This window comes from Streptococcus oralis subsp. dentisani (assembly GCF_002096615.1).
Lineage (GTDB): Bacteria > Bacillota > Bacilli > Lactobacillales > Streptococcaceae > Streptococcus > Streptococcus oralis_U.
In genome coordinates this window covers 143104-155902 of the sequence record NZ_NCUX01000030.1, presented here as the reverse complement: position 1 = coordinate 155902, position 12799 = coordinate 143104, and the positions used below count along the sequence as shown (strand labels likewise).

12 protein-coding genes are annotated in these 12799 nt (G+C 40.1%); 8 read left to right on the top strand and 4 right to left on the bottom strand.

Going from position 1 to position 12799, the window contains the following annotated elements; translation table 11 throughout:
- Nucleotides 1–57 precede the first annotated feature (57 nt).
- From B7708_RS04255 to B7708_RS04240, 4 genes are all read right to left on the bottom strand, one after another.
- Entirely contained in the window at nucleotides 58–357 is a 300-nt protein-coding gene (locus tag B7708_RS04255; protein WP_000767190.1) for a DUF1827 family protein, read from the bottom strand.
- Between the two features lie 58 nt (nucleotides 358–415).
- Nucleotides 416–868 carry an NUDIX hydrolase gene (locus tag B7708_RS04250; RefSeq protein WP_084973994.1) on the bottom strand — a complete coding sequence of 151 codons (453 nt, stop codon included), beginning with the start codon at nucleotides 866–868 and terminating at the stop codon, nucleotides 416–418.
- Between the two features lie 131 nt (nucleotides 869–999).
- Entirely contained in the window at nucleotides 1000–3258 is a 2259-nt protein-coding gene (locus B7708_RS04245; protein ID WP_084973992.1) for an ATP-dependent Clp protease ATP-binding subunit, read from the bottom strand.
- A 238-nt stretch (nucleotides 3259–3496) separates the two neighbouring features.
- Entirely contained in the window at nucleotides 3497–3727 is a 231-nt protein-coding gene (locus tag B7708_RS04240) for a DUF1797 family protein (RefSeq protein WP_000443577.1), read from the bottom strand.
- Nucleotides 3728–3917: 190 nt separating this feature from the next.
- Here B7708_RS04240 and B7708_RS04235 point away from each other — a divergent pair, with 190 nt between their 5' ends.
- The 8 genes from B7708_RS04235 (at nucleotide 3918) to B7708_RS04200 (ending at nucleotide 12795) form a co-directional block, all read left to right on the top strand.
- The gene (locus B7708_RS04235) at nucleotides 3918–4601 is read left to right on the top strand and encodes an amino acid ABC transporter permease (protein ID WP_084973990.1); all 684 of its coding nucleotides are present in this window, start codon (nucleotides 3918–3920) and stop codon (nucleotides 4599–4601) included.
- Nucleotides 4601–5335 carry an amino acid ABC transporter ATP-binding protein gene (locus B7708_RS04230; protein WP_084973988.1) on the top strand — a complete coding sequence of 245 codons (735 nt, stop codon included), beginning with the start codon at nucleotides 4601–4603 and terminating at the stop codon, nucleotides 5333–5335. The genes B7708_RS04235 and B7708_RS04230 overlap by 1 nt, the downstream gene beginning before the upstream one ends.
- A gap of 106 nt (nucleotides 5336–5441) precedes the next feature.
- Nucleotides 5442–6605, top strand: coding sequence for a hypothetical protein (locus tag B7708_RS04225; protein WP_084973987.1), 1164 nt, complete (start codon nucleotides 5442–5444; stop codon nucleotides 6603–6605).
- A gap of 124 nt (nucleotides 6606–6729) precedes the next feature.
- A complete protein-coding gene (locus B7708_RS04220) occupies nucleotides 6730–7587 on the top strand; it encodes a bifunctional methylenetetrahydrofolate dehydrogenase/methenyltetrahydrofolate cyclohydrolase (RefSeq protein ID WP_193431743.1) in 858 nt (285 codons plus the stop codon).
- 4 nt (nucleotides 7588–7591) lie between these two features.
- Complete coding sequence (locus B7708_RS04215) at nucleotides 7592–8365, top strand: HAD hydrolase family protein (protein WP_084973983.1); 774 nt, start codon at nucleotides 7592–7594, stop codon at nucleotides 8363–8365.
- A 53-nt stretch (nucleotides 8366–8418) separates the two neighbouring features.
- Complete coding sequence (locus tag B7708_RS04210) at nucleotides 8419–9240, top strand: phosphate ABC transporter ATPase (RefSeq protein WP_084973981.1); 822 nt, start codon at nucleotides 8419–8421, stop codon at nucleotides 9238–9240.
- A gap of 14 nt (nucleotides 9241–9254) precedes the next feature.
- On the top strand, nucleotides 9255–10106 hold the full coding sequence (locus tag B7708_RS04205; protein WP_084973979.1) for an NAD(P)H-hydrate dehydratase: 852 nt from the start codon (nucleotides 9255–9257) through the stop codon (nucleotides 10104–10106).
- A 199-nt stretch (nucleotides 10107–10305) separates the two neighbouring features.
- On the top strand, nucleotides 10306–12795 hold the full coding sequence (locus tag B7708_RS04200) for a bifunctional DnaQ family exonuclease/ATP-dependent helicase (protein ID WP_394334653.1): 2490 nt from the start codon (nucleotides 10306–10308) through the stop codon (nucleotides 12793–12795).
- Nucleotides 12796–12799 lie beyond the last annotated feature (4 nt).

Below are 12799 nucleotides of genomic sequence, written 5' to 3'. Positions count from 1 at the left end.
AGCTTGGTAACATTATCAAGCTTTTTGCAAAAGAAAACCAGCTCTAAGCTGGCTTTCTTATTTTGTAGGAATAGAAATTTCAATCAATTTATCAGAGTAGAGGGTCTTGATATTAGCTTCATCGATCTTATCTTTATCGATTTTGCGTTTCATGAAGAAATCTTGAATGGTTTCGATTTCTGGTTCACGAATAGCGCGGTGTTTGTTGGAAATGAGGATTTCATAGTGAAGCGGAGCTTGTGTGAAAATCACATCTGTGTTTCCAGCAGAATAGACCTCAACAAGAGTTGCGTCAGTACTTTCTAATTGGCTTTTAACAAGTTGCGAGTGTGAATTAGTCGTGTTGATAAGCTTCATAATAGTTCCTCCGATTTTCTAACTCTATTATAGCACTTTTTGGATAAAATCGTGTATTTTAGTCAATTCTATGCTGAATTTTCCAAGCTTCAATTCCCCATTTGTGGCTGCCACGTTTAAGTTTTTCTATTGCTTCGTCAATAGGAAACCAAGCAATATGATTAAAATCTTCTAATGGTTTTTGTACTTCTTGGAAAGAAGTGGCTTCGTAGAGGTAAGCTGGATTGTAGTAGTAGGTATCACGGTGGCGAGAGTAAAAATACTCATCAGCTTGCCCATAATAGGTTCCGATTTCAGCTGTAAAGCCTAGTTCTTCGATTAGTTCTCTCTTCAGTGCTTCTTGATGGTCTTCGCCTGCTTCAATCTCTCCGCCTGGCAAGAACCAAGCCCCATTAGGAGCTTGAACTAGAACGATTTGTTTTTTTTCTGCATCAGGAATAACTACGTAAACACCATAGCGGGGCTGGTAGGTTACATTCTCTTTTTTTTCACCAAAAGTTGGGTTTGCCATTACATTTTCCTCATTCTCTAGTATCTTTATTATTATCATAATGGACGAGGGGCAAGCTGTCAAGAATAAACAGTTATTTTAGTAAAAAAAGGTGCAGAAATTGATAGACTTCCTGCACCTGTTAGATCGTTTTATTCTTCTTTTTCAGAAGCAATCTCTTCTGTTTTTTCAGTTTTTTTGGCAGATTTGATTTGAATCTTACCATTGCTTGTCATGACTGCCTTGAGGTCTTTTTCACTTGGGTTTTCAAGGTAGTAGTCTGTGATAGCATCCTCGATATAGTCTTGAATAGTACGGCGGAGTGGGCGTGCCCCCATTTTTGGATCATAACCTAGATCAACCAACTTTTCCTTGACCTTGTCTGTCACATCGAGGTGGATGTTGTTGCTAGAGAGGCGTTTGTTGACATCTGCCAGCATGAGTTCGACGATTTGGAGAAGGTTGTCCTTGCTGAGAGATTTAAATTCGATGATGCCGTCAAAACGATTCATAAACTCAGGACTAAAGAAGTTGCCGAGTTCCCCGAGAACAGAGTTGGTTCGACCTTCACGAGCAGCTCCAAAACCAACGCTGGCTTCGGCCTTACCAGTACCCGCATTTGAGGTCATGATAATGATGGCATCCTTAAAGCTAACTGTTCGTCCTTGCCCATCAGTCAAACGACCATCGTCCAAGACTTGGAGGAACATGTGCATCACATCTGGGTGGGCTTTTTCAACTTCATCGAGAAGGATGAGAGAGTAAGGATTGCGACGAACTTTTTCCGTTAACTGACCAGCTTCATCGTAGCCGACATAGCCTGGAGGGGCTCCGACTAACTTAGCCACGCTGTGTTTTTCCATGTATTCACTCATATCAAAGCGAATCATGCTGTCAGCAGAACCAAAGAGCTCAATGGCTAGTTGTTTGGAAAGTTCTGTCTTACCGACACCAGTTGGTCCGACAAAGAGGAAACTTCCGATTGGGCGGTTGGGAGTACCAAGTCCAACACGATTACGACGGATGGCCTTGGCAATCTTATCGACAGCTTCATCTTGTCCAATGACATGAGCTTTGAGGTCGTCTGCTAGATGGATAAGCTGAGACTGTTCTTTTTCTTTGAGTTCTCCAACAGGAATATTGGTTTTCTGCTCAATGATATGTTCAATGGTTTTCTCGCTGATAATTGGAGTATCCTGATCGGTCACCTTGTTCTTTTGCATTTCCTTGTACTTGGCAATCTGGTCACGGAAGTAGGCGGCCTTTTCAAAATCTTCCTCTCGTGTAGCTTGAGCCTTGAGATTCTCAGCTTCAATTAAACGTTGGTCAATTACTTTAGGATCAACAAAGTTCAGCGTTAGATTCATCTTAGAACCAGCTTCATCCAAAAGGTCAATAGCCTTGTCAGGCAAGAAGCGGTCTTGGATATAGCGATTGGAAAGAGTAGCAGCTGCTTCGATAGCAGCATCAGTATACTTGACGTGATGGTAGTCTTCGTATTTCTTTTGAATCCCTTTTAGGATGATAATGGTTTCTTTAACAGTTGGTTCATCTACCTTGACAGGCTGCATACGGCGCTCTAGAGCAGCATCTTTTTCAATGATACGGTATTCATTGAGAGTAGTGGCACCGACCAGTTGCAATTCACCACGGGCAAGGGCAGGTTTGAGGATATTTCCAGCATCCATATTGCCATCGCCAGCAGATCCCGCACCGACAATTTCATGGATTTCATCGATAAAGAGAATAATATCCTCACGTTTGCGAATCTCTTCCATGAGTTTTTGCATACGCTCTTCAAATTGGCCTCGGATACCCGTTCCTTGAACTAGACTGACCACATCCAGACGGATGACCTGCTTACCTTGGAGTTTATGGGGAACATCGCCATCGACAATCTTCTGAGCTAGACCTTCAACAACGGCTGTTTTACCAACACCTGGTTCTCCGATTAGGACAGGATTGTTTTTTGTTCGACGGTTGAGGATTTCGATAACACGGATAATCTCCTCATCTCGACCGATAACAGGGTCAATATCCCCACGACGGGCAATCTCAGTTACGTTGATACCATATTCCTCTAGGAGTCCTCTTTCTTGGCTAGGAGGTGTTTGAAGTGGGCCGCGGTTTTGAGGTCCATAACCCCCATTTCCACCGTGACCATCACCTGATTGAGTGGGAGGGATGTTATTAGAAGAAGGTCTGAAATTGTTCAAATCATTGAAAAAGTCTCCGAAAGGATCAAAGTCACGATTGTTTAGGTCAGTCATTCCTTTAAAGAGGGTATTGTTTGGGTCTGTTTTGATAATTTTATAGCAATTTTGACAGAGATCAATTTGCTTTTGCTGTCCATTGATATTGGTATACAGATGAATTGTTGAGTCGTTTATTTTACAGTTTTGACAGAGCATACATCTACCTCATTTCATTCTTATCCTTGGCCTAAGAAAAAGGTCAAGAATAGTCAAAGTTTTATACTCTCATTATAGCATGATTAAGGTGTAAAGCAAGTAAAAAGATTGGGAAGTGGTCGTTTTTAAAAAAAGGATTCATGGAGAATCAAGCAACATTGAAGGTAAGAAAAAATCCCATTTGCAGGGACAAAAAGGATTCTCGTTCATCAGTCAGGTTTTCCCTGCTGCTTTTTTATTAGTAAAGGAGTTCGTAGATCTCCATTGCAATCAAATCAATGCTATCAAAGGTATAAGTTTCACGAGCTTCTACATCGCGAAGGGTGAAGAGTGATCCGTTTTCTTCGTCATGGCTGTATGCAACTTCTGCGACAACAACACCTTCACGTTCAAAATTACGTTTTAGATTTCCGCCATCTTTTGTCATAGCTTCTAGGCGGTTGATGATTCTAACCAAATGTGATTCCATTATGATTCTCCTCCATTTCTTATCGTTACTATTTTACCATAAACCACGGGGACTTGACTAGAAAAAACTAAGATTTCTCGCTATTTCTCTTTTGCATAAAATTATTGGTGAAAATTAGTGAAAAAATATTGAATTTTAATTCAAAATATGTTATAATCATACAATCTGATATTTAGAAAGCTGAGTTTATATGAATTTTTCCTTTTTACCAAAGTATTTACCTTATTTTAATTACGGAGCTCTTATCACTGTAGTGATTTCAATTCTGGTAGTCTTTTTCGGTACCATTCTAGGTGTCTTATTGGCCTTTGCTCAACGATCACGTTTTAAACCTCTTGTCTGGTTTGCGAATATCTATGTATGGATTTTCCGAGGTACTCCGATGATGGTTCAGATTATGATTGCCTTTGCTCTTATGCATATCAATGCTCCGACTATTCAAGTGGGAATTTTAGGTGTGGACCTTTCTCGTTTGATTCCAGGTATTCTGATTATCTCGATGAATAGTGGTGCCTATGTGTCTGAAACCGTTCGTGCAGGGATCAATGCAGTTCCTAAAGGACAATTGGAGGCGGCTTATTCCTTGGGTATTCGTCCCAAAAATGCTATGCGTTATGTCATTTTGCCACAGGCAATCAAGAATATTTTACCAGCATTGGGAAATGAATTTATCATCATTATCAAGGATAGTTCCCTCTTGTCTGCGATTGGGGTGATGGAGTTGTGGAATGGTGCAACGACAGTAGCAACAACAACTTATTTACCATTGACTCCCCTTTTATTTGCAGCCTTTTACTACTTGATTATGACCTCTGTTTTGACAGTGGCGTTGAAAGCATTTGAAAAACATATTGGACAAGGAGACAAGAAATAATGACAGAAACCTTGATTAAAATTGAAGAACTACATAAATCTTTTGGGAAAAATGAAGTTTTAAAAGGCATCAATCTTGAGATTAAACGTGGAGAAGTTGTGGTCATTATCGGTCCGTCAGGTAGCGGGAAATCAACTCTCCTTCGTTCGATGAATCTTCTCGAGGAAGCAAGTAAGGGAAAGGTTATCTTTGAAGGTGTCGATATTACGGATAAGAAAAATGACCTTTTTGCCATGCGTGAAAAGATGGGCATGGTATTCCAACAATTCAACCTCTTTCCCAATATGACGGTGATGGAAAATATCACCTTGTCACCAATAAAAACCAAAGGAGAAAGCAAGGAAGTAGCGGAGAAAAGAGCCCAAGAACTGCTAGAAAAAGTTGGTCTACCAGATAAGGCAAAGGCCTATCCACAGAGTTTGTCAGGTGGGCAGCAACAACGGATTGCCATTGCACGTGGTTTGGCTATGGAACCAGATGTTTTGCTCTTTGATGAACCGACTTCAGCCCTAGACCCTGAGATGGTTGGGGAAGTTCTAGCTGTTATGCAAGACCTTGCCAAGTCGGGGATGACCATGGTGATTGTGACGCATGAAATGGGCTTTGCGCGTGAGGTAGCAGACCGTGTCATCTTTATGGCGGATGGAGTTGTTGTCGAAGATGGAAGGCCAGAGGAGATTTTTGACCAAACCCAAGAACAACGGACCAAGGATTTTTTGAGTAAGGTTTTGTAAAGAGAAGATTTTAATTCACTAACAACCTGATAAACTAGTAACTTCAAATTAGAAGAAAGCATTTAATTTGACTTTAAACTACACGAAAATTATAGGAGAATCAAATATGGATTTTGAAAATCTATTTCCTAAAATTGTATTTAACACACTTATGAATCAGTTTGAGATTCCGAGTGACTCTAAATGTATATGTCTTTCAGGTAAACTTTATAAAAACTGTTGTAAAGTCTATGTTGATTCTCTTAACGAAACTACAAGAGATTACGAAGCAATTAGTAAAAAGAATGGATTGAAGAGATTTCAGAATGCAAAACAAAGAACTGATAAACGAAGTGCGCCAAATATCTTAGGGGAAAAGATTGAAAAACGAGCTCGCAAAAAATTATCATTTTGCTTTATCAGAGAACTATTTGAGGAAGATAATATTTCTATGAATTGTTCGTCTAAAATTATTAAGGCACATACAATAGCAGAGAAAAATTTAAAGAAATTACAAACAGAGACAGAGGAGTTGTATACTTTCAATGATCATGCTTTTGTTGAGGAATTCGATATTGAGCATGTTGATTTATTTTATAAGAAAATAAATCCAACAACTGCAAGTAAGTATACAATGTTTTGTGGTAATCATGATAATTTAATTTTTTCAGATATTGAGAATGATAATAAGGTTTTTTTCAAAAAAGAAAAAGAGTATATAGAGGCGTTAGAATATTCAATAAAAGCTGCTTCTTTTGAACTATACTATAAATTGTTGCAGATTTTTTATCTAGCTGAGTATTTTATAGAAATGAAAGAAATTTATAACTCAGATTTTATTAGAGCATATAAAAGTGAAATAGACTATTATTGTGTGTTTAAAAAATATTTAAAACGATTATTAATTGATTACAAAGAATATACAACTTATGGTAAAATTAATATAAATTTTAAATATGATATTAGGCATTTACAAACTTCAAAGATTGGATTCTCGTTATCGGAGTGTATGACGGATGATTGCGATGAAGTTGTTTTTGTTAATGTATTTAACAATGAGAATGCTTATGTTGTATTATCCACTTATGGTGATTTTGGTAAAAAAATTGAAGACTATGAATTAATAGAGTTTATATTGATTAATTCTACCAATATATTCTTTAATAAAGAATTTTTTGAAAATCTATCAAGAGAAGAGAAAAGTTCCCTATTTAAAATTAGAAGAGGATTAAATAATTTTGAAGATGGAATCAATTTATTAAGCGTTTTAAGAAAATTACTAAACTATTAAAGAAAAGCTCGATAAGAGCTTTTTCTTATAGTTTCAAACTATAAGGTCTATTAGTCAAGAAGTGTTAGAATGCCAAGGTATTTTTTGATATAATAGAAGATATTTGATAGAAAAGAGAAGAAATATGGCTCAGATTATTGATGGGAAGGCTCTTGCAGCTAAGTTACAAGGACAGTTGGCTGAAAAGACTGCTAAACTAAAAGAAGAAACAGGTCTAGTTCCAGGCTTGGTGGTGATTTTGGTTGGGGACAATCCTGCCAGTCAAGTCTACGTTCGCAACAAGGAACGGTCAGCTCTTGCTGCTGGCTTCCGTAGTGAAGTTGTGCGAGTTCCAGAGACCATTACCCAAGCGGAATTGTTGGATTTGATTGCCAAATACAATCAAGATCCAGCTTGGCACGGGATTTTGGTTCAGTTGCCTTTGCCAAAACATATTGATGAAGAGGCAGTTTTATTCGCCATTGACCCCGAAAAAGACGTGGATGGTTTCCATCCCCTAAACATGGGGCGTCTTTGGTCTGGCCATCCAGTTATGATTCCTTCAACACCTGCAGGAATTATGGAGATGTTTCATGAATATGGGATTGACCTGGAAGGTAAAAATGCGGTTGTTATTGGTCGCTCAAATATCGTTGGAAAACCGATGGCTCAGCTTCTTTTAGCTAAGAATGCGACTGTGACCTTGACCCACTCACGGACCCATCATCTTGCCAAGGTGGCTGCTAAGGCAGATATTCTGGTGGTCGCAATCGGTCGCGCTAAGTTTGTGACTGCTGACTTTGTCAAACCGGGAGCGGTTGTCATTGACGTTGGGATGAACCGAGATGAAAATGGCAAGCTTTGTGGAGATGTTGACTTTGATGCTGTTGCGCCACTTGCCAGTCATATCACACCTGTACCTGGTGGAGTTGGTCCTATGACCATTACTATGCTGATGGAGCAAACCTATCAGGCAGCTCTTCGTACACTGAACAAGGACTAGGAAGATGAAATTCATATTTGACCTGGATGGGACACTATCTTTTGACTACATGACCATAGATGAGGAGATTCAGCAGGTTGTTTTAAAGGCTGAAGATTATGGGCATGAGGTTGTGTTTGCCTCAGCTCGCTCTTATCGGGACTGCTTGGGTTTATTAGGTCCTGAACTCAGTCAGCGCTTGGTTATAGGTTTGAATGGAGGCGTAGCTTACCATCTGGGACAGGCTATCTATGAAAGGAATCTCGATGCTAGAGTTTATCAGGCGCTAGTGGATTATTGCCAGACTTATAATCTCCCTTTCTTTGTAGATGATTGCTTTGACTATAGTGGTCAGATTGTAGAGATGATTCCATTTATTTCCAGTGTGGATCCTCTAAAGGTAGCTCGTTATCAGAAACTCGAGGACTTGGGTACTCCGATTAAGGTAGTCGTTTATATGGGCGACCACGAGGAGTTGCTTGATGATCTGCTTGGTCAGTTAGAAAGACTAGGACAAGCTCATCTGTCTTATCATGCGCATGAAAAGTGCCTTTATGTTAATCCCTTGGATACTCATAAGGCGACAACTGTTGAAAAATTATGCGGGGAGGACTTCATCGCCTTTGGAAATGACCAAAACGATATTGACCTGTTTAAAACCTCTCTCTATTCTATTCAGATAGGAGATTTTGCTGGTCTTACTCCATATGCAGATGAAACGTTAGAGATAAAAGGAGCTCCTTCTCCAGCAGTGGCAGCTAAAATCTTACAGACCTTTGCGGAATTTAAGGGAAAATAGTGTAGAAGGAGGTCTGAACCTCCTTTTGTAGTATAATGGAGTGAGGTGATTAGATGATTTTAAAAATTTATAATGGAGAATATAGTTTACAATGGGATGGAATATACTACTTAGCACTAATTGATTATCCAAATATTCAAGAGTGGGAATTAGAAAAAATTGCTAAATTTATAGCTTACGAAAAACTTCATAAACGTCAAACAAGTATCGAGTGTACTGATTCTTGTTTAAAAAAAGAGATTTTAGATTACCTCTGTCAGCATCCCTTTCTGCCACCATTTACCCCTACAGATAAAAGAGTAGCCTCGACTTATGACCTACATAAGAGGTTAGTGACTTCAGACTACTGTAGTCATACTACGACTATAGATGCAGCGATTTCTATTTTTAAAACTGGTCAGCTTTTATCTGCTGTGAAAGCCTTTGGGCGAGATGCTGAGGAGTTGGTTTTGGATAGTCGAAATGCTGCATCTGATCCGATAGATTATTTTGACTATGTCATGTTAGGGTGGTCAAATACAAGTTCTGGTTATCGATTGGCGATGGAGCGTTTATTAGGTCGAGCTCCTTCAGAGGAAGAATTACAAGACAAGTTTATTCCTGGAGTAAGTTTTCATTTTATCTATACAGATTTGATTAAAGTTCCTGGTTATATTTTTGATGGTTACCATGTTGCAAAAATTAAGAACATACTGAATTTATTAAGTGAGTTGTATATTTGCATTATTCCAACTCATAATAAGAGTCAATTTGAAAATATTATTCCAACTAAAATACAAGATAGGGTGCATTATCTTGACTATGCTGGAGAAGACTTAGAAGAGTGGACTAAGAAAGTCTATCAAGTTGTTTTAAAACAATCAGATAAAGGATAGTTGAGGAAAAAACGATGAAAGTGATTGATCAAGCTTTATTAGAAAAAGTCATTATTGAACGTTCTCGTCACAGCCATAAGGGAGATTACGGTCGTCTGCTCTTGCTGGGAGGAACCTATCCTTATGGGGGAGCTATTATCATGTCAGCCATTGCAGCTGTTAAAAGTGGGGCTGGTTTGGTGACTGTCGGGACGGATCAGGAGAATATCCCAGCTCTGCATAGCCATTTACCTGAAGCCATGGCTTTTTCTCTAAAGGATAAAGGATTACTAAAGGAACAGATAGAGAAGGCAGAAGCTGTCTTGCTAGGTCCAGGTTTGCGAGAGGAAGCATTCGGAGAAGAACTCGTAAAACAGGTCTTTGACAGCCTCAGAGAAGACCAGATTTTGATTGCAGATGGAGGTGCTTTGGGCATCTTAGCAAACGGCCAGTTACCATTTCCTTCTAGTCAGGTCATCCTAACTCCCCACCAAAAGGAATGGGAAAGACTGTCTGGAATAGTTCTTGACCATCAAAATACAGAGGCGACTGCTAGGGCTCTTTCTGCTTTTCCTCAAGGAACGATTCTAGTCGAGAAAGGTCCGGCAACTCGTATCTGGCAAGCTGGTCAGCCTGAATATTATCAGTTACAGGTTGGAGGCCCCTATCAAGCAACTGGTGGAATGGGAGATACGCTTGCTGGGATGATTGCAGGTTTTGCAGGTCAGTTTCACCAAGTCAGCCTCTATGAAAGAGTGGTGGTAGCGACACACCTTCATTCAGCTATTGCGCAAGAACTTGCTCAAGAAAACTACCTTGTCTTGCCAACAGAAATTAGCAAGCTACTCCCAAAAGCAATGAAAAAAATATCTCAAAAAGGCAGCTAATACCTTGGTTGTCTTTTTATGTTGATGTAGCTTTGTTGATAAGGTTTTCAAATACCTCAGAACCAGCGACCAATTGCTGAACTTGCGTGAAATTCTCTCTTTTAAGGTCTTGATTTTTACTCAAACTCGCAATTAAAGCGAGATTGTTATCAAAGTTGAGGGGTGTCAAATCATGCTTTTTTTGATATAATTTTTAATGATGAATGCGAGAAATGATCGGTATGTGGTCGTTGATTTAGAGGCGACCAGCACCGGAAGCAAGGCAAAAATTATTCAAGTAGGCATTGTGGTGATTGAGAATGGTGACATCATCGATCAGTATGCGACTGATGTCAATCCCCACGAACCCTTGGATTCTCATATCAAAGAATTAACGGGTCTGACCGATCAGCGTTTGGCTGCGGCACCAGAATTTTCTCAGGTGGCTGGAAAAATTTTTGAATTGGTTAAGGACGGTATTTTTGTTGCGCACAATGTACAGTTTGATGCCAACCTTCTTGCAGAATTCCTCTTTTTTGAAGGATATGAATTGCGCACACCGCGGGTGGATACAGTTGAGCTTGCCCAGGTTCTGTATCCTCAGTTTGAAAAGTATAACTTAGGTATCCTTTGTCAAGAGTTGGGCATTGAGCTGGAACATGCCCATACTGCCCTGTCAGATGCTCAGGCAACAGCTGAACTCTTGCTTTACATGCGTCAAAAACTTTTTGAGCTACCTAAAGGGCTTTTAGAAAGCTTATTAAACCTTGCAGCCAACCTTCTCTATGAAAGTTATCTGGTGATTGAGGAGGTCTATCAGCAACAATCTCTCTTATCTTCGCCCGACTTGATGGAACTTCATGGGCTTTTCCTCAGAAAGGAAAGCAAAGCTTTAGTCCCACGAAAGTTATCCAAAGACTTTGCTAAAAACATTTCTTTATTGGGGCTGGAGGAGCGACCGCAACAGTTGGAATTTGCGGAGAAGATTGAGCAATTATTGGAAGAACACCAGATTTCTTTTATCCAAGCCCAAACGGGACTGGGCAAGACTTATGGTTATCTCCTCCCAGCTTTGAATTTTGAGAGTCAAGCAGGTATCCTAGTGAGTGTTCCGACCAAAATTCTTCAAAATCAAATCATGCAAGAAGAAGGTCAGCGCTTAAAAGAGGTCTTCCATCTGGAGATTCATAGTCTCAAGGGGCCTCAAAATTACTTGAAATTGGATGCTTTTCACCGAGTCCTCCATCGACCGGAGTCCAATCGCCTTTTCACACGCTTTAAAATGCAGTTGCTTATCTGGCTAACAGAGACAGAGACAGGTGATTTGGACGAAATCGGGCAACTTTATCGCTACCAGCACTTTCTGCCAGAACTAGTCCACGATGGCAAGCTTTCAAAGAAAAGTTTATTTGCTACAGAGGATTTTTGGAAACGAGGGCAGGAAAAGGCCAAGACCAGTCGTATTCTCTTGACCAATCATGCCTATCTGGTCACTCGTTTGGAAGACAATCCAGAGTTTGTCGACAACCGTTTGGTGATTTTGGATGAAGCTCAAAAAATGCTGCTAGCTCTCGAAAATCTAGCCCAGCAGGCTTATCGTCTTGAGGATCTTGTAACCCAGCTTGATAAGTCCTTGGAGACAGAGGAAGATTTGGTTCAGAAGCGCTTGCTTGAGAGTATTAGCTTTGAATGTCGTTACTTGATGGAGCACTATCAGTCAGGTCTGAAGAATGGAAAGTGGTTGAATTCTCTCGAACAGTTGCGCCAACATTTTTCGGAGCTAGCTCTCCCAGAGTATAGAGAGATTGCAAACTTTTTCACGTCGGACCGTGAATTTTGGCTTGCTACAGCAGAGAAATCGAGCAAGGATGTCTTGATTTGTTCAAGCAAAAAAGGCCGCTTTATACTAGCGGATTTATTGCCAGAAGATTGTAGGCTCCTAGGAGTATCGGCCACTCTTGAAATCAGCAATCGGGTTTCCTTAGCAGATTTGTTGGGATTTCCAGATGCTCCGCTTGTTAGGCTTGATGTAGCAAAGCAGGAGCAACAAGAAGTCTTTCTAGTCAATGACTTTCCTCTTGTGACAGAAGTTCCGCCTTTTGACTATGCTAGTGAAGTGGCTTCTGTTATCCGAAGGTTACAAGCCTTTCAAGAACCCTTATTGGTTTTGTTTACTTCAAAAGAGATGTTGCTGGCAGTTTCAGACTTGCTCGACCAACCGCATCTAGCTCAGTATAAAAATGGGGAACCAAGCCAACTGAAAAAACGTTTTGAAAAAGGCGAACGCCAGATCTTGCTTGGAACAGGTAGTTTCTGGGAAGGGGTTGATTTTTCAACCCATCCTTGCGTGATCCAAGTGATTCCGAGATTGCCTTTCCAAAATCCCCAAGAACCTTTAACCAAAAAATTAAACCAAGAACTGCGCCAAGAAGGGAAAAATCCCTTTTATGATTATCAGTTGCCGATGGCTATCATTCGGCTAAAACAAGCCCTGGGTCGTACTGTTAGACGGCCCAACCAAGGTTCGGTTGCTGTAATCTTAGACAGCCGTGTCGTCAGCAAGCGCTATGGCAAACAAATCGCCCAAACCTTGTCAAAAGAAAGGGCTGTTCGGGTCCTTGATAGAGAACAGCTAGAGCCTGCTGTAGCTGATTTTTTCCAATCCCGTCGCAATAGAATGAAAGAAAAATCCAAGAAAGAGAAAAGGTAAAAAA